This window comes from Aggregatibacter aphrophilus ATCC 33389 (assembly GCF_900636915.1).
Classification (GTDB): Bacteria; Pseudomonadota; Gammaproteobacteria; order Enterobacterales; family Pasteurellaceae; genus Aggregatibacter; species Aggregatibacter aphrophilus.
Genome location: NZ_LR134327.1, coordinates 1442671 through 1464726, shown reverse-complemented (window position 1 = coordinate 1464726; position 22056 = coordinate 1442671). Strand labels below are relative to the sequence as shown.

At 34.8% G+C, this 22056-nt stretch carries 21 protein-coding genes; 3 read left to right on the top strand and 18 right to left on the bottom strand.

The features are described 5' to 3' along the window. Positions 1-85 precede the first annotated feature (85 nt). Positions 86-640, top strand: coding sequence for an NAD(P)H nitroreductase (locus tag EL144_RS07230; protein WP_005703020.1), 555 nt, complete (start codon positions 86-88; stop codon positions 638-640). A gap of 168 nt (positions 641-808) precedes the next feature. On the opposite strand, the gene EL144_RS07225 is transcribed toward EL144_RS07230, so the two are convergent. The 18 genes from EL144_RS07225 to EL144_RS07140 all read right to left on the bottom strand — a co-directional run bounded on the left by EL144_RS07225 (position 809) and on the right by EL144_RS07140 (position 19401). Then, positions 809-1669, bottom strand: coding sequence for a hypothetical protein (locus EL144_RS07225; protein WP_005703019.1), 861 nt, complete (start codon positions 1667-1669; stop codon positions 809-811). Positions 1670-1802: 133 nt separating this feature from the next. Beyond that, complete coding sequence (gene rfbB, locus EL144_RS07220) at positions 1803-2852, bottom strand: dTDP-glucose 4,6-dehydratase (RefSeq protein ID WP_005703018.1); 1050 nt, start codon at positions 2850-2852, stop codon at positions 1803-1805. 20 nt (positions 2853-2872) lie between these two features. Beyond that, positions 2873-3664 (bottom strand): TIGR01619 family protein, encoded by a 792-nt coding sequence (locus tag EL144_RS07215; RefSeq protein ID WP_005703017.1) that lies wholly within the window; start codon positions 3662-3664, stop codon positions 2873-2875. After that, the gene (gene xthA / locus EL144_RS07210) at positions 3664-4467 is read right to left on the bottom strand and encodes an exodeoxyribonuclease III (protein ID WP_005703016.1); all 804 of its coding nucleotides are present in this window, start codon (positions 4465-4467) and stop codon (positions 3664-3666) included. The genes EL144_RS07215 and xthA overlap by 1 nt, the downstream gene beginning before the upstream one ends. Positions 4468-4581: 114 nt before the next feature. Beyond that, positions 4582-5994, bottom strand: coding sequence for an undecaprenyl-phosphate galactose phosphotransferase WbaP (gene wbaP / locus EL144_RS07205; RefSeq protein ID WP_005700329.1), 1413 nt, complete (start codon positions 5992-5994; stop codon positions 4582-4584). 7 nt (positions 5995-6001) lie between these two features. Further along, a complete protein-coding gene (locus tag EL144_RS07200) occupies positions 6002-6766 on the bottom strand; it encodes a DUF4422 domain-containing protein (RefSeq protein WP_005700328.1) in 765 nt (254 codons plus the stop codon). A gap of 5 nt (positions 6767-6771) precedes the next feature. After that, entirely contained in the window at positions 6772-7695 is a 924-nt protein-coding gene (locus tag EL144_RS07195; protein WP_005703014.1) for a glycosyltransferase family 2 protein, read from the bottom strand. Further along, positions 7695-8846 carry a UDP-galactopyranose mutase gene (gene glf / locus EL144_RS07190; protein WP_032994781.1) on the bottom strand — a complete coding sequence of 384 codons (1152 nt, stop codon included), beginning with the start codon at positions 8844-8846 and terminating at the stop codon, positions 7695-7697. The genes EL144_RS07195 and glf overlap by 1 nt, the downstream gene beginning before the upstream one ends. A gap of 19 nt (positions 8847-8865) precedes the next feature. Continuing rightward, positions 8866-10614: a glycosyltransferase gene (locus EL144_RS07185; protein ID WP_005700325.1), complete on the bottom strand. Its 1749-nt coding sequence runs from the start codon at positions 10612-10614 to the stop codon at positions 8866-8868. Next, complete coding sequence (locus EL144_RS07180) at positions 10595-12718, bottom strand: hypothetical protein (RefSeq protein WP_005703012.1); 2124 nt, start codon at positions 12716-12718, stop codon at positions 10595-10597. Before EL144_RS07180 ends, EL144_RS07185 begins: the two co-directional genes overlap by 20 nt. Further along, the gene (locus EL144_RS07175; protein ID WP_032994779.1) at positions 12708-13637 is read right to left on the bottom strand and encodes a glycosyltransferase family 2 protein; all 930 of its coding nucleotides are present in this window, start codon (positions 13635-13637) and stop codon (positions 12708-12710) included. Before EL144_RS07175 ends, EL144_RS07180 begins: the two co-directional genes overlap by 11 nt. An 8-nt stretch (positions 13638-13645) precedes the next feature. Beyond that, entirely contained in the window at positions 13646-14002 is a 357-nt protein-coding gene (locus tag EL144_RS07170) for a GtrA family protein (protein ID WP_005700320.1), read from the bottom strand. Continuing rightward, the gene (locus EL144_RS07165; protein WP_032994870.1) at positions 13999-14739 is read right to left on the bottom strand and encodes an ABC transporter ATP-binding protein; all 741 of its coding nucleotides are present in this window, start codon (positions 14737-14739) and stop codon (positions 13999-14001) included. Before EL144_RS07165 ends, EL144_RS07170 begins: the two co-directional genes overlap by 4 nt. Beyond that, positions 14739-15527, bottom strand: coding sequence for an ABC transporter permease (locus EL144_RS07160; protein ID WP_065336489.1), 789 nt, complete (start codon positions 15525-15527; stop codon positions 14739-14741). Before EL144_RS07160 ends, EL144_RS07165 begins: the two co-directional genes overlap by 1 nt. Before the next feature lie 108 nt (positions 15528-15635). Then, complete coding sequence (locus EL144_RS07155) at positions 15636-16766, bottom strand: lytic murein transglycosylase (RefSeq protein ID WP_005703006.1); 1131 nt, start codon at positions 16764-16766, stop codon at positions 15636-15638. A gap of 1 nt (position 16767) precedes the next feature. Further along, entirely contained in the window at positions 16768-17571 is an 804-nt protein-coding gene (locus tag EL144_RS07150) for a glycosyltransferase family 2 protein (RefSeq protein WP_032994777.1), read from the bottom strand. A gap of 118 nt (positions 17572-17689) precedes the next feature. Then, on the bottom strand, positions 17690-18604 hold the full coding sequence (gene nagK, locus EL144_RS07145) for an N-acetylglucosamine kinase (RefSeq protein WP_005700315.1): 915 nt from the start codon (positions 18602-18604) through the stop codon (positions 17690-17692). Positions 18605-18657: 53 nt separating this feature from the next. Beyond that, positions 18658-19401: a phosphatase PAP2 family protein gene (locus EL144_RS07140; RefSeq protein WP_032994868.1), complete on the bottom strand. Its 744-nt coding sequence runs from the start codon at positions 19399-19401 to the stop codon at positions 18658-18660. Between the two features lie 73 nt (positions 19402-19474). Between EL144_RS07140 and ribA the strand changes: the two genes are divergently transcribed. Both ribA and EL144_RS07130 read left to right on the top strand, forming a co-directional pair. Continuing rightward, a complete protein-coding gene (gene ribA / locus EL144_RS07135) occupies positions 19475-20128 on the top strand; it encodes a GTP cyclohydrolase II (RefSeq protein ID WP_005700313.1) in 654 nt (217 codons plus the stop codon). A 1115-nt stretch (positions 20129-21243) separates the two neighbouring features. Next, the gene (locus EL144_RS07130) at positions 21244-22041 is read left to right on the top strand and encodes a hypothetical protein (protein ID WP_005703003.1); all 798 of its coding nucleotides are present in this window, start codon (positions 21244-21246) and stop codon (positions 22039-22041) included. The last annotated feature ends 15 nt before the right edge of the window (positions 22042-22056 follow it).

Sequence of the window (22056 nt, the reverse complement as noted above, 5' to 3'; positions counted from 1 at the left end):
CAGCCGGCACAATAAACCTACGAAGAAAATAAACTGTGCTATAATCCACCGCACTTTTAGCCTGATAAATAAGTGAAGGACAATCATGGATGCATTAAAATTGCTTACCGAACGTTATTCGGAGAAAAAACTCAGTGCCCCAGCACCCAATAAGCAACAATTAACCCAAATTTTCCAAGCGGCCTTACGCGCGCCTGATCATGGCAAACTGCAACCCTATCGTTTTATTGTGATTGAACAAGAGCAAATGACTGAATTTAGCAGCTTATTAAAAAGCGCAGTACATGAACTCAACTTAGGCGAAGAACGCTTGAAAAAAGCCGATGATCTAGCCACTCGAGCGCCGATGATTATTGGGGTTGTCGCCAAAATCAATCCTTGCATTAAAAAAGTACCGGAATGGGAACAGTTGCTTTGTGCAGGTTGTGCTACCTACGCTATTCAATTAGCTTCTAATGCATTAGGTTTCAAAAACGTTTGGATAAGTGGCTCTTGGTTGGACGGCACCAATTTGCGTGAGGCCTTCCAATGTGAAACACAGGATAAAATCATTGGATTCCTTATGATAGGTTCGGCAGAAGAGAAATTAGAACGGGAGAAAAAAAACCTGAATTTGGAAGATATCATTCATTATCTTTAATCATAAAAAAACAAAAAACGCAGCTTCAAGGCTGCGTTTTTTATTAAATATCCTTAAAAGTGCGGTCACCAAAAACTCTGTTTTTTCGAATATTGGCCGGCCATGCCAATGGCTCCGAAGGAACGAATAAATCACATAATCAATTTATGAATATTTTTACTTGCGTTTTTATTTTGGCTTAACTAGGCCTTCCACCTTTATTTCGTTGCCTCGTGAGGTAATAAAATCCCTTGTTTCTTTCATCATAGTTTGAACCCTAGGGTCGCTCCACTTTACTATCTGGTTTTTGTCATCCCGTTTATCAGACCAAATAATCACACCGTCCATGTATTTATGGCTAATCTCTAACATTGTACGCCACGTTTTGGCATCAATAAATTTCTTGAAATGCGGGCTTTGGGCAGCAGAATAATATTGCGGCCATAAATAGCCAATAATCTGTTTATTCGGGAAACGTTGGCGAATTTCTTTTACCGTCGTTTGAACATCTCGTTCCCAGCCTTTTAGATCAGGATCGGCAATATAAAATACCGGATTCAAATAATCACAGGAGGCCGTTGCCTGCTGGCGGCGTTTGCTAAATTCACGCCATTTATTCAACACTGCTTCGTAACTTTCTGTGGGTAGCCCATAGTTACAACTAAATGCACGCGGGTTTTCCTGTTTAAAGATTTTATACATCTGTCCAAAATCCGACGCCAACTGATCAGGTGTCAACAACTGGCCACCTTTATTGCTAAACCAAGATTCAATATCAGTGGAAATGGTGCGATAGCCTTCTTTATGAGATTGACGGGCTAGCTCGCGGATACGTTGCAAATCTAATACACCGTGCTTACGTTTACCTGCAGGATCGGGTTTGACCAATTCAGATTCATAAACTAAAAAGACTTTGGATAACTTATCTTTAGTTAAGTCTGGCTTGCCTACATAATCCATACGATCATAAATAATAAAATCTTCTGCGGCCACCATCCCTGATGTCAATATCAGTGCTGCCAGCAACCCTCGCAATAAGGATTTCTGCATATTTTGCTCTCCGTTTATCGGTTAAATTAATCATATTTGCCGTCAAAGTGCGGTCAAAAAAGCCAAAGATTTTTAGGCTTTGGCTAGAATAAATAAGGTTGAAAAATGAATGTGTCAGCTTGTGATCAATTACTTAATTTTCAAACCGCTTGTTTATGACCGCACTTTTAGGCGAACGGTTCAGATTATTTAAGTACCATTGAACAGTTTTCATCATAGCAGAAGGGAATTTTTCCAAAGGTTGCCAACCTAATTCACGCTGAATTTTACCGGCATCAATTGCATAACGAATATCGTGCCCTGGACGATCTGTGACATGTACGATTAAATCCCGATAATATACAACGCCAGCCGGTTTATTAGGGGCAAGTTGTTCCAATAAATCACAAATCGTATGCACGATGTCTAAATTGGTTTTCTCACAGTGGGCGCTGATGTTGTAACTTTCGCCTACATTCCCCTGCGTCAGGACCAAATATAATGCCCGCACATGATCATCCACATAAAGCCAATCACGAATTTGTTGCCCGTCGCCATAAATCGGCAATGGTCTGCCATCTAATGCATGTGTAATCATCAACGGAATAAGTTTTTCTTCATATTGATAGGGACCGTAATTATTGGCACAGTGGGCGATCATTATTGGTAAACCGTAAGTACGATGCCATGCACGAACCAAATGATCCGCAGAGGCCTTGGAGGCAGAATAGGGACTGCTTGGCGCATAAGGTGACGTTTCTGTGGATAGCGTTGTCTCCCCTGCCGTATCTCCATAGACCTCATCGGTAGAAACGTGCAAAAAACGAAAGGCTGCCTGCTGCTCGGCAGAAAGGGTATAGTAATAATGGCGGGCCGCTTCCAATAAAGAATAAGTGCCGACAATATTACTTTGAATAAAGGCTGACGGCCCATCAATAGAACGATCCACATGGCTTTCCGCCGCCAAATGAACCACACAATCAGGCTGATGCTGCATAAACAAACGCGCTAAGGCGTTGCTGTCACAAATATCCACCTGTTCAAAAATATAACGGGGATTATCGGAAATCGTTTCCAGTGACGCCAAATTGGCGGCATAGGTTAGTTTATCAACATTAACCACCCGCACATCAGTGGTTTGAATAAGATAACGAATTAACGCCGAACCAATAAAACCGGCACCGCCAGTGATGAGAATTTGCATAAAATATCGCTACAAAATATCTAATTTGCCTTAACTCGATTGATTGTGTCACTTTCCCAACCGTTATATTCACCAGAAAATTTCTCCGCCAAATTCTCAAACTGTTCAACATAGTTGAAAATATCTTCGGTATCTAAGGTTAATTCTTGTTCAATTTTAACGATATAAAAACTTTCCTTACTGTCATCCTCATTGGTAATAGTTACCTGCGTATTGCTATAACTCATGGTATTAAAAGATGTGTCACCAAGATTAACCTCTTCCATAAACTGGAACATCATATTTTCTTCAGGAAATTGGAATGTATGTTCAATCGTATAATTGTCTGCCAAATTACGTCTGTGTTGCACCAACATATCAATAATGTCTTCTGTGGCGTTTAATTTCATTTCCAACGGTGAAGGCAGTAAGAAATCAAAATAAGTATCCCACTGGAGATCGTCTTGCACATCAATTTTATCCACACAATCCTTAAATTGAGACAACATATCAAAAAGCGGCTCCGAGTCATCACAATAGTAATACACCTGCAAATGACCATCGCCGGAAATATGTCCGGCATAAATCACTTCAGATAACGAGGAAGATTGCACTAAAAGCCGAAACAAATCCAACGTAATGCGCTCATGCTCTTCCAACGTTGGCATACCTTTTTCATCGCTTTCATAGGGCATAGAAACCTGTATGATTTTGTTGTAGGAATCCGGTGAAAATCGTTCAACAATATCCAAATTAACCGTGCAATAAGAAATATTGCCGTTAATTAATGTGCGGTAACTTTGCCAGTTTTGTTCGGAATCAATTATCGACATTACTTAAACTCCGCCCAAATCGGTGCATGATCCGATGGTTTTTCCATGGCTCGAATATCCAACGCAATGCCGGTATCCACACAATGCGCTACTAAGGCTTTATTCGCCAAAATATGATCGATACGCAACCCACGATTATCATCAAATCCTTTAGAGCGATAATCAAACCACGAGAATTTGTCATTAACCGTTGGATTCATGTAGCGGAACGTATCCTCTAAACCGTAGGCATATAAGCGTTGATACCATTCACGCTCTTCCGGTAGGAAAGAACATTTGCCGGTGCGTAACCAACGCTTGCGATTTTCATCACCAATACCGATGTCTAAATCACTCGGGCTAATATTCATATCTCCCATAATAATGACCGGATTTTCCGCATTATGATCTTGTTCTAGATAACGTTGTAAATCTGCATAAAATTTTTGTTTCGCCGGAAACTTCGTCGGATGTTCACGACTTTCCCCTTGCGGAAAATAACCGTTAATCACAGTGAGTTGACCAAATGGCGTTTCCAAATCAATCATGATGATACGCTTTTGTGCCTCCTCACCATCTGTCGGAAAGCCTTTTTTAACGGACAAAGGCGCTTGTTTGCTCAACAGCGCTACCCCATAATGCCCTTTCTGACCATAATGGTTGACGTGATAGCCCAAATGATCTACCAGCTCATAAGGAAAAACCTCATCCGCGACTTTAATTTCCTGTAAACCCAGCACATCAGGTTGGTATTTATCAATAATCTCTTCTAACTGATGCGGTCTTGCCCTTAAACCGTTTATATTAAATGACATCACTTTCATTGTTTACTTCTCTTGTTTTACCTTCAGGCAACATTATACTTGTAACAAAGAAAAAAGCAGAAGTTTATTCTGCTTTCTTATCTTTCTAGACACTGGAAATCGATGCCTTATGCCTTAATAAGCGCCATTTCGTTCCAACACGACTTTAGGCGTTCTACACAATATGGCAAAATCATTCCATAATGACCAGTTCTTAACATACCAGGCATCAAAATAAACACGGGTATCATAATCTACATTATTGCGCCCACTCACCTGCCATAATCCCGTCATGCCGGGCTTTGCCATTAAATAGTAATCGACATCTTCCTTATAATATTTCAATTCCTGTGAGACAATTGGCCTTGGTCCAACCAAACTCATTTGTCCGATCAATACATTAAATAATTGCGGTAACTCATCAAGGCTGGTTTTACGCAGAAATTTACCAATATTGGTGATTCGGGGATCATTCTTCAATTTAAAATCCCTTTTCCACTCTTTTTTTGCTAATAGGCTTTTTTCTAGATATTCTCGTAATAACTCATCAGAGTTTATATGCATAGTTCTAAATTTCAAACATCCAAATTTCTTACCATTTCGCCCAACTCTCTTATGCTTATAAATAATATCACCACTATCTTCTAATTTTATTGAAATACATATAAATAAGAATAATGGTAAAAGTAAAATAATTAGAAAAAAAGACACAAAAATATCTACACATCTTTTCAAAATCCGAGAAGAACGTTTTGCTAAATTATTATTAATGCGGAGCAACATTAATTCATAGCTAAAAATAAAAGACATATTAGTACTATATAATGGCAATCCTCTTAATGAAGGAACGACTGAAACTGAACGATAATGATGGCAAGCTAAATGGCGTAACCAATTATCACGCTTAATATCTTCATCATCTTCCAATGCAATAATAAACTGATCATTAATATTGATATTTTTCTTCCAAAGATCTTTTTGCTCTTCATCTATTACAGGGATAGAAAAAAGCACATTATTTTCAACAGGCTTACCAATAAAACATACAACTTTCAAACCCAAGTATTTTTCACTAGATAATGCTTGATAAGCATCAATAGCATTTTTTCCTGAACCGATAATAATTGTATTTTTTAAATACCAGCCTGTTTTTATTAGGAATTTTTTTATTAAAATTCGTCCAAAAGGAACCAACACTAAAGTTGCTCCCCATATGCAGACCCATCTATAGCGTGAAAATGCTATATTAGAAAATACAATGATTGTTAATTCAATAATTGAAAATATAACTAATGTATTCAAAACTTCCCTTAACTCATACCAAAAAGGCTTCCTATAAGTATAATGACGTAATTTTACCCAGAACCATGCAATACAAATAACAGATATACAAAAATGAATTAAAGAATTATAAATTATTTCATACTCAGGAAATAAAATATCCACCTGCACAAGATAGCTAATCCATAGACCTATACAGAAAGACAAAATAAAAAAAGTAAAGTCTGTAATAGCTAAAATATATTTACATTGGTTTTGTCTATTCATTTTATATTTATCCTATTAGCTTTCTTATTACAAACTTTAATACTTTAAAAATAATATTTTGTTTTTCTAAAGAAACCACTTCTACTTCTTTTAGTTTTATATTATTTTTCTGCAACCAAACATTAAATAACCGCTCCGCAATAAACCCAAATACTCTTTTTTGATATGAATCATAAGTTGAGACATCAATCTTTTTTTCTAATTCAAATAAAATTGTAAATAACCAGTGACAATACTCTTCAAATAGTGACTTTTTTATGACAAACATATTGTACAAATGTAATATCTTACCTTGCATAACAGAATCAAAAGAGTTCAAGTAATCACTATATTTATCGGCTATAACTGCTCTTGCGGCCTCTAAATCCTTGATATAATGTGCATGCTGATAATGCGAATATACACTTTCAATATAATAATTCCGCTTGCAAGGCACTAAACAATCAGCGTCTTTCAACAAGGTGCTCAATTCATTTTCCGATGCAATAGTCTTTCCTTTAACTCTTAAACCCTTACCAGAAAAATAGCGACGATAGTGTACCAAGCCTATATAATCCACATCTTGAAAAAAACGATTTTTCCAAGCCCAATATAATGCTGTTAGCTCGCAATAAGATTGATTTTTATCTGAAATATTGATTTGCGTATTATCAGATAAAATGTTTAATTCTAACCCCGTTAGTGTTTTTCCGACTTGAATTGGGACATAGTATGAAGCATTGGGGAATTCATATTTTTTGTGAGTAGCAATAATAATCTTTAATGTATTCATTATTTTTACAATAACTTCTTATGAAAAGAAAAATCATCAATGAACCCATGCCACATTGCTCTCCAACTAAATAATAATTTAGAAACACTAGGTTTAGTAAATAGAAAGAACCATGTTGTTTTCAATAAAAAACAGAAAGCATAAAATATACCGTCATGCTTTAAATAAATACTTATTGAATTTCGACAAAAGCAATACAGCTTTAATTTAGAATTAGCATTATTGAAACGTAGTTTACCAAAAAACATTGGTATAGAAGATGAACTATCTGCAGGATGATAAAATATAGAATTAACAACAGTAAAGATATTAGCTCTCGCCTTTTTCATTCTTAATGTATATTCTTTTTCATCTCCCCAAATAAAATAATCTTTAAATGGAAGACCTATTTTACTAATTAATTCTCTAGATATTAGAGTACCATTAAAAGGTAAAATAAGCTTCTGAATAGTTTTATTATTTTTCTCAAAATTTATTAGCGAATCATAAGTGTCAAAGACTGCTAGTGAATTAGGTAAGCGAATTGAAAAACTTAACTTTTCTTTAGTTTTAGAATCTACAACAACGGGACCAATATAACTATTATTAGATAAATAACTTGATAACTCCTTCAAGCAATTAATTTCAGGATATCCATCGTCATCCATTAACCAAATATAGTCATAGCCTTGTTCATAAGCATATTTGATACCGGCATGAAAACCGCCTGCTCCGCCTTGATTTTCCAGTAAGCTAAGCAAAGTAACCTTAGGATTTTCTAAATAACCCTGTTGTTCTAAAAAATCTACTGTACCGTCTGTACTTGCATTATCCACAATGACAATATGTTCCAACGAGTAACTTTGTTGCTCCAAAGCCTGTAAACAGCGAAGAAGTAACTCCTTTCGATTATAAGTCACTACAACGGCACAAATAGATTTTTTATCCATTACATATCCATATTTACATAAAAAGATTTAAGTGCAGTCTGATTTTGCAATGATTTTTTAATCTCATCTGCAGTTTCCAAGGCTTCTTTGATCGTAACATCCATATCAAGATAGCGATAAGTTCCTAAACGACCAACAAAAGTTACATTAGATTCTTGATTTGCGTTTTCAATATACTTCTGTAATAAAGTCTTATCTTTCACCAAACGAATTGGATAATAAGGAATATCATCTTTTTCACATAAGCGACTAAATTCGCGATAGCAAATAGTCTTATCATGTTGCTCCCATGGCGCAAAATGTTTATGCTCAGAAATACGGGTATAAGGTACCTCTTCATCACCATAATTAATCACAGCATTTCCTTGATAATCGCCTTCATCACGAAATGCTTCAAAATCCAAAGTACGGTAACCTAAACGCCCTAAATCAAAATTAAAGTAAGCATCTAACGGTCCAGACCAGAAAATATGATCAAATTCATGTTTCATATTCTCAGCAAAAGGAGTATTCAAACGAACTTCAATATTCGAATGATTCAAAATATTTTCCACAATAACAGTATAACCATCCTTTGGCATTCCCTGATATTTATGCGCAAAATAATTATCATCATAGTTAAAACGCACAGGTAAACGTTTCAAAATACTTGCCGGTAATTCTTTTGGTTCAACGCCCCACTGTTTTTTGGTATAACCATAAAAAAATGCTTTATACAAATCCTTACCCACAAAACGCATGGCTTGTTCTTCAAAAGTTTGAGGATTCGTTATAGAAAGATCGGCTTGAGCCTCAATCAATGCTTTTGCCTCTTTAGGTGAACAAGTTTTACCAAAAAATTGATTAATCGTATGTAAATTTATTGGCAAAGAATAAACAGCACCTTGGTTAATCGTCTTAACCCGATTAACAAACGGCATCCATTTACCAAATTGATTAATATAATTCCAAACCCGCTCATTATCTGTATGGAAAATATGTGGTCCATAAACATGAACCATTACATTAGTCTCAGAATCACGCTCAGAATAACAATTACCAGCTACATGAGAACGTTGGTCGATTACAGTGACGTTATACCCTTGATTAGCAAGCTCACGAGCAATAACTGCATTAGAAAACCCTGCTCCGACTAGAAGGAATTTTTTCATATGTTCTCCATTTAAATGGTTAGTCTTTTTTGAATTGTTTTCGCCAAAAAATTGGGCTTGTTAAATCATCATATGAATTCTGATATTCTGTTTTTAACTTACTGTAATTTAAGGATAAGCTATAAATTACCTTTATATATTTAAATAAATAACCAAAGAATTTTTCCTTACTATGCTCCAAGATAAAACCTTTATTAGAAGGTTTATGAATATACAGTACCTTTTTAAAACGATAAATTTCTCTCAAATGTGCATAGCCTTTGTCTTGCCATACATATCCCCGTTTAAAAAAAATTTTGGGCAACAAATGTCCGTTTAGTGTTGACCACCGAATAACTCTAGCAAGACGATTTTCGTGGGGATTTCCTGCTCGAGCAGAAGCAAATATATCTAATGAAACATCAACTGCTTTTTCATTTGAAATTAATGCATTAATTTCCTTACGTTTTTCAGACATATCAACATTTTTCGTCCAAAATTCAGAACCTTTTGAAGCATCCTCAATTGCATAGGTAATGGCAAGAGCTGTTTCATACTGATAGGTAAATAAATTCTTAAAAAATATTCTTGATAACATCATTATCAATCCACGCCGCCCTTCTTTTCCACAGTGATGGAAATGCTGCATAATCTGATGTCGATTATCTAAGTATGCCGTAAATGGACTGTGTTTTAAGGCAAAGTCTCCTTGCCAAGAACAAATGCCATTCAGTGTAATAATATGGAATTTATGAGCTAACCCAAAGCCAATGTCATCACCACGAACAAAGAATGGAAATGCTAAATGCTTTACTTTAGACAGCGGAAATGCAAAGTACCACCAACCACAAAAATCTATTTTTTCTTCAAACTCATTAACTAGGCAATCTGTTAACTTTCTTAGATTTAAACCGGTTTTATTTGGATGAAGCAAACCATCAAATCTCGCTCCATTTTCATATTGTAAATACATCATTTCTTCGTGTAGCATCGCGCCACCAATTGCTAGCTCACTATCTTTTGCAAACATAAGCAGTGCGAGTGTACGTTTAATTCCTTCAACTTCACTAGAGGCATCATCATCCATGAATAAACAATGTGTATATTCTTTATTTTCTTGTAAATTTAATAATCCTCGACTGAATCCCCCAGCCCCCCCTAGATTTTCATTTGGGATTATCGTCACCCCATTAATTTGAGGTAGATTCTGACTATTATCCACAACAAATAGAGAAACCTTATCTTTGAATTCTGTTAAATCTAATAATTGTTTCTTTAATCTATCAATTGCTGGTAAAACATACTTTTGGCGATTAAAGTGTGTAATAATGATCCCTAGTTTCACATCATTTGTCGGCTCAGTAGTCGTAGAATAATAAAAATCGGTGATAAGGGAGCCACTAAAAGCTTCTATATCAAAAGTTAACATCCCATCTTCTAATGAATCCCAAAATTTCAATGGAATGGAAACTTCCGATAATTCACTATTAGAAATATAATCTTCACCTAGAATACGTCCACTAAAGTAAGCCCGATGCAAAAACCAAGTTATCTTTACATTACCCTTTACCTTTATTGTGAAAGTGAGATTATTGATATTTGTATGTCTTTTCCATTTACCTACACTAACACTATTAAAATAAGTATCTGTAAATACTTTCCCACCTTCACTAAGATTTAGTAAAGATCTATTCATATCAAGATCAACGTGATCATTAAATCTAAAATAAAGCTCTTTTTCCGAACATAGTGAATATGTAGGATAAACACTATTTTGAATAACTATCATTTAAATTTCCTAATTTTATTATAATAAAAATTAAAATTATTAACCCTAAAAAAGATAACCATAATGAATATTTCCAACTCATTGGAAAGTATTTAATTTTTAAAATACTATCTTCTTCTAAAGATTTCGATAAATTAACACTTACCAATCCATGTTCATTAGTTATAGGAACCTCAATATTATTAATGTAGACTTTATAACCATGCCAATAAGCGCGACTAAAAATAATATCAACTGGACCTACCACATTAATAATATACTCTTCTTGGTTATATAAATTTTTTATAACTTTTCCTAAGTTGCCATGATCATTCGAAAAAGAAATACCTGCATCAGATGATGCATCATTTCTAATAAAATAATCTACAAATTGATTTCTCACACTTTTATGAACAAAACCACAATCATTAAGGCTACTTCTTATACTATTATTTAGATCTACTCTATTAATTACAAGTACATCAATATTTAGATAATCATAAAAACAATTATCACCATGCTTTACTGACAATTTATTTATAGTGTTTTCAACATTAAAAAAAGCTTGTGATTGTCTAGTATCTAATAGCTTACTTAATTCTTTATTTCCAACTGGAGATGCTCCATTTATAGCTTTGAGTCCATAAGCTAAATAGTGTGCAGAATGTAAATCTTCAATATGATCTTTTGGGTGACGACCATTAGTTAATGATAGAATATAGCCCCCTTTTGAATAATTATTTTCCATGTTTATAGAATCTTTAATTAATGGGGTTGACATAAATCCAACCACACTGGGCTGAACAAATAACATTAGAATAAGGCAAATATAACAATATATAGGACCTAAAAAACAGTTAGAATTATAATTAATTTTTAGCAAAAAAACATATAAAAAAGAAAACATCAAGAATACTAGTTGAACAATCAAAATTTTAAGAAAATCACCTTCTTGATTAAAAAAAGATAATATTGAAGATATTAGCAGAGTAATTAAGAATATTAAAATCCTTTTTTTATCCAATATTAATCTCTTATTAACACCTAAAATTGAGAAAATAATTATAGCTATTGATAAAAATGGAACGAATCGCAAAGGCCATCTAAGTGGACCAAAAGCAGAAGGAGTTTGAGATAAAATAAACAATAATAAAATTGATACACCCAAGAATATTTGCAACTTATCTTCTAAAACTTCTTTCCAATTTACAAAACATAACAGGAACAAAATATAAATTGAACTATAACCAAAAGGTATCATAGTTAATCTATATCCTCCAAATGTATTCATAAAACCATAATACACGGGAGTAAATGACATAATAAGTTGATTAAAAGTTATAGATAAGAAATTATTAAAGTTACCAAAAACAGAACTTCTATCGATTAAATCTAAAGAAACTAAATACTCAGAATAATTAGGAGAAACGGCACATATTATACCAACGTAAAATAAAATGAATTTAAGAACTAAATAATAATTTTTTAGATATAATTTTTCCAATACATAAACTAAGCATAATAAAGCATACGCAACTATGGCATGTGGCCAGCCTGATAGCATTAAAGATATAACACTAATAGCATTAAGAAACAAATTAAAACTTGAAAACCTATCTCTAAGGAAAAGTAAAGTAACAAAGGATGCTATAAACCAAGCATGACCACTTGCAGCATTCCACCAGGACGGTAAATAGAAATATAAAAACACTGGACTAATATTAAATAATATAGCCATAATATATCCATAATACTTATCCACCTTTAAAACATTTACTAATTTTATTGAAGAAAAAGAAATAATTGTCATGTTAATTAATACTGAAATATTAGCAATAAGTAACATTTTATCAACTCTGCTTGATATTATTGACAATAATATATTTTGAGGTAAAAAAATAGCCCTATGAATATCTATTAAGGTATTTGAACCAATGAGAGTATCTTTTAATATAAATGGGATCTCACCAGAAAGCCAGATTTGTCCAATTTCCCTCATAAATGGAAGAAATTCATTTTGTGCATCATCAACAAAGAAAAATGATTTATCAAATAAGACACATATACATAGTATAGATAATGAAATCAAAATTGATACACAAAAAGAGATTAAGTTATTTTTCATATCTGACTCTCCTCTTTATTATATATTTAGGCCTATTTTTTGATTCTACATAGATACGCCCAATATACTCCCCCAGAACACCAATTCCAATTAGCTGTATGCCTCCTAAAAAAAGAATTGCGACCATTATTGATGGATATCCAGGAACAGAATTTCCCCAGACTATTTTGCTAAAAATTAAAAAGCATCCATAAAGAAAACTAGAGGTTGCGATTAATAAACCAATATATGTCCATAATTTTAATGGAATTGTGCTAAAAGATGTAATTCCTTCTAATGCTAAATTCCATAACTTCCAACCATTAAACTTTGTAGAACCTGCAATTCTTTCTTCTCTTTTATATTCAACAATTGCAGTCCTAAACCCTACCCAACTAAGAAGTCCTTTCATAAAAAGATTCTTTTCTGGCAAGGCAATAATTGACTGAACAACTTCCCTTGACATCAACCTAAAGTCACCTACATTTTCTTCAATTTTCGGTGTTGAAATTTTGTTATGAAATTTATAGAACCATAACGCTGTTTTCTTTTTTAAAAAAGAATCAGAATCACGATTGACTCGTTTGGCCAAAACTACATCATACCCTTCATTATATTTTAATATTAATTTAGGAATTGCATCTATTGGATCTTGTAAATCAACATCAATAGGAATAACTACATCTCCTTCTGAATGTTCTAATCCAGCAAATAGTGCTGATTCTTTTCCAAAATTGCGAGAAAAATGCAAAACTTTTACTGCACTATCCTTAATTATTAACTTATTTAATAATTCTTCAGTACCATCTGAAGAGCCATCATTAATAAAAACCAACTCAAGATCATAAGCATTAAAATAACTATACTCTTTAACTTTTTTATAAAATATAGGTATAGAATCTTCTTCATTAAAAACTGGTACCACCAGGGATATTTTCATATATTAACTTAGCCTTTAAATATAATGAATTTTGAATAAAAAAAACCTAAAACTAGGCTTATACCTGAAAAAGATACTAATGTAACTAATGCTGGTAATTCTAATTTATCAGCCCATTTACCAATTAAATAACTTAACCCTCCCATAAAAGTAATATATCCTAAAAATCTTTCTATAGAAGTTGCTTGATTAAAAGTAAATTTTGCATTCATAAAAAAAGAAAAAATAACAGCGAAAATAAATCCTCCCATATTACTAAGAGACTGTTCTAGTAGAATAATCCAATGTAGGAATAAGAATACTCCCCAGTGAACTAAGGTATTGAGTATTCCAATAGTAAAATATCGAGAAAATTGTTTATTCATATTAATCTACTTTCATACAATGAAAAAATATCGTCTGTCTTTCCAAAAGCTTTTGCTATTCCTTTATCAATCCAAACCACTTTTTCACACAATTCTTTTACTTGTTTAACAGAATGAGAGACAAAAAGTAAGGTAGTACCACTTGAAAGCATCTCTTCCATTCTTTTTTTACATTTTTCCTGAAATGCAGGATCACCAACAGCCAATACTTCATCAACAATTAAAATATCCGGCTTAACAATGGTTGCTACCGCAAAACCCAAACGAGCAGCCATACCTGACGAAAAATTTTTAATTGGTACATCAATAAAATCTTGTAATTCAGAAAACTCAATAATTTCATCAAAATGTTGTTGCATAAATGATTTTTTATGCCCAAGCAAGGCCCCATTTAAAAAAATATTTTCTCTTGCTGTTAGTTCACCATCAAAACCCGCACCTAACTCAATTAAAGGTGCAATAGTACCTTTAACTTCAACAGAACCTTTATAGGGTTTTAGAATGCCACAAATAAGTTTTAACAAAGTTGATTTACCGGAACCATTTGAACCAATTAATCCCCAAGATTCTCCACGTTTAATTTCAAGATTAATATCTTTTAATGCTAAAAATTCCTGGAACAGGAGTTCACCTTTTAGCATCCGAATAACATATTCTTTTAATCCATTATAGCTCTCTGTCGCTTTATTAAAACGTACAGTTGCATTACTAACCTTAATAATTAAGTCACTATTCATCATATATATAAAATAAATTCATCCTGTTTTTTATTGAAATACCACGCCCCTAAGATTAAAAAAACAAATGCTACTAAAAAACCGATTAACATTGAATATAAATCAGGACTCTTTGCATGTAATACAATATCCCTGAATTGCTCAATATACCAATACATTGGATTCAAGATTTTATAAATATCTTGATATTCTAAAGGAATAATAGATACCGGATAAAATAAAGGCGTTAAATACATCCACATTGATGTAAATATGCCCCATAAATACTGAATATCACGAAAAAAAACTGTTGCTGAAGCTAAATATAACCCCACGCCTAAACTAAAAATAAAAACTTGTAAAACAATTAATGGAAAATATAAAAGATTCCAAGAAAATACAGCTTCTGTAAAAATCATTACTAAAATGAGAGCTCCTAGTGAAAATACTAAATTTACCAAGGAACTCCCTACTTTGGATACTGTAAAAATATATTTAGGAACATAGGTTTTTTTGATAAGAGATGCATTACCAATAATGGACCCAACTGACATACTGGTTGCTTCCATCATAAAGCTAAACATGACTTGTCCGGTAATAAGATAAAGAGGGAAATTAGGAATATCAAATCTGAATAGATTAGAAAAAATAACAACTAAAACCATCATCAACATTAGAGGGTTCAAGATACTCCAAAGATACCCTAAATAACTCCGTCTGTATTTTAACTTGATATCTCTTACAATTAATTGTTTCAGTAGCTCATCAAACGCATAAAAACGACAAAATTTATCTATTAATAACTTCATGCCTTGTTTACCCCTTTGCTTAACAAGCAATAAAAAGTCTTATGAATTTTACATTAAAATTACCCCCAAAACTACATATATATGTCCAGAGCAAACTCAACCTTTAGGTTATCTCCCAACCCTTTGCTCAATCCTTTCCGCAAACATGCCAATACTAATCGCAAAATAATTGGATTTATTCCAATGCAGTAGCGTACGGAAGTTATTTGTTACAAGGAACGCTCGGCCAAGTTCTTTATCAGGTCTTACCAACCATAAATCCGCACCCGAAAGTGCGGTCAGTTTTTGCCGCGTTTCCGGCGTTTGATATTTTAAGGCGACACCCATGCTTTGCCAGCTACTTAAGGAGCGTTTTTTACCCTCTTCCGTACCGGATAATGCTATATCAAGTGGCTGGATCAACGCGACTTCAACACCCCAAGGCAGTTTGTCGTTCCAACCAACAGTGTGTAAGTAATTGGCAATAGAGGCAAACACATCATAGTGTTCCGTCCAAATATTTTTTTCGCCGTCGTTATTACCATCTGCGGCATAACTTAAATATGAACTTGGCATAAATTGGGTTTGCCCCATGGCGCCGGCCCATGAACCCAGCATTTTATAACGCTGAATATGATCCCGTTGTAACATTTTCATGGCAGCAATAAATTCTTTACTAAACAATGCTTCGCGGCGACCATCAAAAGCCAATGTAGCTAATACCGACAATACATCGTAGCTACCCTGATAATAGCCAAAACTACTTTCCATGCCCCACAACGCCATTAAATAATTTTTGGGTACGCCAAATTTTTGGCTGGCATTTTCAAGTTGCGGCAACTGTTCCCAATACCGAGTTTCAGCAATATCCACCTTGTTTGGTGTCAACACACGATTTAAATAATTGGTCGTACCATTAGGATTAATCACGGGTGGCTCATTTGGATCCCGTTTGCGGATTCTGCCGGCTTGTTGATCATCTAAATCTACGGATTTTTGGACGTAATTAATATTATTTTGTGCATTTAATACATCAACAGACACACCTTCTGCCGCGGCTTTGCCCTTTAAGAAATTTACATAATCATTGAAGTTATCTAATGTACGTGGTTTGTTATAAACCGCATTAGTACTTACCGTAGTCACCGAATTTTCCGTCGGAGTTGTTTGGCCTTGCGAATCAGAATTTGAAGCACAGCCAGCTAAGAAAAGTGCGGTAGAAATTGAAGATATTTTAAAAAGTGTTCTAAATTTCATCATACTACTTTCTCAAGAATGTTTGATAAATACGCTTTAACAAGGAAGTCGGTAATAAACGGGAACCTGAGCGTAACACAAAGGCAAGTAAGCCAGAGAACACACCTTGAATACCTAAACGATGTTTCAACTTAAACAAACACCATTCTGCTTTGGCTTGATTTAAACCACGACGACGCCCTACCATACCATTGCCCACACGGGCATAAACTAAAATATCCGGCAAGTTTGCCACTTTTTGCCCTTGTGCCATAAGCTTAATCCACAGGTAATAATCTTCCTGTAAATCTTCATATCCGCCACAATTAATGACCGCACTTTTTTGATACGCCACTGTCATGTGATTAAATGGACAACGTTTTTGTGTAAATTTGACGATCTCTTGTGCATCAGTCGGTACATTGCGATATGCCACAATGTCTTGAATATTTTCGCCAAACTCTGCAATCTGCCCACCGAAAATAATCGTATCCGGATGTTGCTCAATAAATGCCACTTGTTTCGCAAAACGCTCCAGCACGCAAATATCATCGGTATCCATACGGAAAACCCAATCGTGCGAGCAATGTTTTAATCCTTCATTTAGCGCTTTACCTAAGCCTAAATTTTTTGGTAATTTCACCAAGTTTAATGGCAATTTTGTTTCGAATTCTGCAACGACAAATTCCAATTCTGGCGTTACTGCACCATCAAACACCAACACAATCTCATCTGCCGGATGGGTTTGGGCTACCAAACTTTCAAAACATTCTCTTAAATATTGTGGATTTTCCTTAATGTATAAGGACATTAAAACTGAAAATTTCATAACAACTTATTCTCTACCTTTAGCAAGGATAAACCTCATTTAAATTGGTAAATCAATTAAATAAATAGGGCGGGTGCAGAACCCGCCTCTACAAACATGATCCCGTCACTATTTCCGCCTAACGAGACAAAAATAACGCTGCCGCGCCACGTACGCCGCCAGAATCGCCATATTTGGCTTTTTTGATAACAGGCACTTTGGCGGTGCGCATTAAATGCGCTGGTAAGGCTTTTGGCAGGGCTTCGTATAAATAATCGAAATTGGATAACCCGCCGCCGAGCACGATTAAATGCGGATCAAATGCCGTGATGATGTTGCCAATAGAAATGGCGGCCAGTTCGATAAAAACGCCGACAAAATCTACCGCACTTTTATCTCCTGCGTAGAAACGTTGGATGATGTCTTTGGCAGATAGAGATTCGCCTTTTAAGTCACGGTAAAGCATTTCAAAACCACGGCCGGACAAATAAGTATCTAGACAAGCAATATTACCACAACCACATTGATAGATCGGTGCGTTATCCCAACCAAGTAGTTTTAAAGCGTGATAGTTGAGTTGTAAATGCCCTAATTCACCTGCCATACCGGTTTGACCTGAGTGAATTTTTCCGTTAATCACAAAACCGCCACCGAATCCGGTTCCCAAGATTAAGCCTAACACAGAAGGATATTGTGCGTTTTCCGCGTCCCAAGCCTCTGATAAAGCAAAGCAATTTGCGTCATTTTCGGCACGCACCTCACGCTCCAATAACGCTGATAAATCACGCAAAATCGGTTTATTATCTGCCACACGAATATTGGTAATTTCCGCAATACCAGTAGATTGATTGACAAACCCCGGAATACCTAATCCCACAGAACCTTTACAGCCAAATTTTTCATCGGCTTTTTTCACTAAATTAACAATGGCATTTAACCAATCTTCATAACTGGTTTTCGGTGTTTCCACGCGTTCGGAATATTGTTTTTCCAACTGAGAATTGAACACCGCCAATTCAATTTTGGTTCCGCCGATATCTAATCCGTACAGCATTTGATTCTCCTCTTAAAAAATACCTAAAAAACAACCGCACTTTTCGCTAAAAATTAGCGCCCCTCTTGCTGAAAATAGTTTTTCTTGACCAAAAATTGAAAAATTCCCACGTGAATTAGCCAAGCAATAAAAATAGAGACAAACAAATCAATCGGGTAATGCATGCCGAAACGTAAGCGACTGACTAGCATTAAAATGGCCCAAAGTGTCATAAAGCCAATCAGTAATTTCGCGCTACCTCTTTTGTTGCCGATTAATTGCATGAAACCGACAGCTAACATTAACCAACTAGTGGCAAAAATAGTATGACCGGAAGGGAAGGAATAACCAACTTCATCCGCATAATGGCCTTTGATCCATTCTGGTATATTGCGTTGAGTTTGATAGAATTGATCGACTATTTGTGCTCTTGCTTTACGATCTTGTGCATAAAAAGCTTCAGCACTGCTGCCGGTCTTTTCAGTGACATAAGTCACAAAAGGACGCGGTTCTGCAAAAGCATTTTTTAATCCGGATTTAACGCCTTGGGTAATGACCATGGAAAAAGCCATGACAGCAAGAGCTAAAATCCATTGTTTACGATTAGAAAATAATGGTAAAAATAGCAACGCAAAAACACCGCAGGTAATAATAGCATAAGGAACACTGCCGCTTTCAGTCAACCAATACAAAGGATGTTCGTAGCTATCAAAGATAATGTTTCCATTCCACTGCCAAGCAGACAACCAGACAAAAATAGGGACAAGACAAAGCAATAGTGTATATAATGACAATCTTTTTAACATATTTATAACCATAAATAATAATTGGACTGCCATTTTATCATTAGAACTCGCTAAAAGAAAAAGAATAAGGACAAAAGGACAAGTTATGGCAAAAATTGAACTGGTCGCCCAAGCCAATTTACCGACGGAATTCGGTTTATTTAAAATCGTGGGCTTTGAATTTCCGGACTCCAAAAAAGAACACGTCGCCTTGGTGTTAGGTGATATTAGCAACGGCGATGAACCTGTTTTGGCACGCATTCATTCCGAATGTTTAACCGGTGATGCATTGCACAGTTTAAAATGTGATTGCGGTTTCCAATTAGCAGCAGCTTTACGTCAAATTAATCAAGAAGGACGCGGCGTATTAATTTATCATCGTGAAGAAGGACGAGGCATTGGGTTAATTAACAAAATCCGCGCGTATTCCTTGCAAGATCAAGGCATGGACACCATTGAGGCCAATCTTGCTTTGGGGTTTGCGGCCGATGAACGGAATTTCAGTGTGTGTGCAGATATTTTTGATTTGCTTGGAGTGAAAAAAATTCGCTTGCTGACCAATAATCCGGAAAAAATCGAAACCATGAAACAAGCCGGTATTAATGTAGTGGAACGCGTACCGCTAAACGTGGGTGAAAATCGCTACAACACCGCTTATCTGGATACCAAAGCTAAAAAAATGGGCCATTTTATTGTGCATAATGGTGAACAGCACTTAATGGAATGCCCTTATTGCCAAGAAGAAGTACCGAAAAAATAACATAAAAAACACCGGACTTAGGTGATTTGAATGAAGCACAGCCAGAAATCAGGTTGTGCTTTTTTATTTTGTTAACTCAAATAAGCGGCTTTACCATCTAAGACATTTGTGCAGGATTTGTTAGTAGTAATTAGGCGGTATGGGTATTTAGTAAATTTATGCTTTCCAAGTCGTTAGATGTGTTTTTATTCGTTGTAGATTTATTAAGCTAATTTAGCCTTCACTGGTTAAATATTCTCCTAAAGCAGATGTTAGTTGGGGTGATATAATTACTAATCTTAGATCTCCCAACGGTATTTTCACTATTATCATAATTACTAGTCTCCCCTCGCCTTTACCAGTACAGCAATTACTATTTTCAGCATCGCTCGGTAAACCACCGAACTGTTTAATGTCTATAAACTTACTTATACAAAAAAGCCATTATTTATATTTACCACATTTCCCGCTACATTATTTCCAGAGTGAATATTGCTGTAAAGTGGTCATTATGATGAGAATATTGAGTATCAGCAACGGTATCGACTTCCGTATTACCGATTGGTTTTTGAGTAATTAGAACATTCTGTTGGTTTATCTTTCTCTTGAACTCAGCATGAAACTCTGTCAACAGGCACGGCGAAAATTATCATAAAGGAATGTATTCTTCATGCAAAATATGATACATCGCAATTTAGAGATCCTGTTTTTACCGTGTTATGTCGCCCTACAAACTGTCTTTGAACAAGTATAGGCATTTCTTTAACTATTGCGCTAGGATTGTTATTCTCGAACTTAAGAGGGCATTATCGTAGCCCATGATATTACCGATAATCAGTTTTTATTTCTCTCAGACTGGTGGCAGTTTAGTTTACTTATAGTTAGATTCTTGTTAGTTAAGTAATAAAACATACCATGCTGCCACTATACGCTTTTATTTGTCCTATTTAATTTGCCTATAAGATATTTTTCTTAGTGTGCACCAGTTTAGATTTAAACGAGCAACAATACATTTGTAATAAAAAATAGAATAAATTATATTCAAACACGCAATAAAAACTTGAAATACAATAAAATTTTAATAGAATGCAAATTTCCTCAATTTAATAACAATAAATAATAAGAATTAGGTCATTATGTTAAAAACGCTTAGTAAAGTCATTTCCTCTTCTATTTCTATGGCATTTCTTGTTGTCTTGGGTTGGTCGGTTGCCTATGCTTATGGTTGGGGGCAATCTTATTTCTATGGTTTCCCCTGGTGGTATGTGGATGTAGGCAGTGGCAATGTTGCCCGAAGTTTGGGCTATGTCATTTGGGCAACCATCATCTTACTTCTCACTTATCTCATCGGTTTGTTCGGCTTAAAAAAAGTTAAACCTTATATGAGTGAACGTTGTGTAAATCTGTTAAGAACATACATTCTCTGTACGATATTCTTCATTCCAATTCCAGTAGCTTGTATTTTATTAGTAGGTAAACTCAACAGTATATTTGCCATCGTCTATATTATCACTACATTCATTTTTACTTTGCTGTTTAAAAATTACTTCCGTAACCACATTAGCACCATTTCAATTCATGTTGTTATACGATTTTTCCATCGAAACAAAAGCTATGTCATGTTATTCATGTATTGCTATTTTGTCATCTTTGGTTTCATCATGGGCTACGTTCGTCCAAATTTCAAAATTATATTTGATTCCATGGAAGTTGAAAAACAATCCTATTATGTACTAGCAAAATACAGCTACACCTTCATTCTATCACGCAGTATCCGCGCTACTAACGGCGATTTCTATATCTATAAAATGAATCCCAATTCTATTTGCCACATTAAAGTGGTAGATATTAGAAAGCTTGGGATAGATAAAATGGCACCAAAAGAAATAGAGCTAAAGGAAGTAAAGGCTGAAGAAGCAAATACAGAACTATAAAAAGAAAAGCGCATT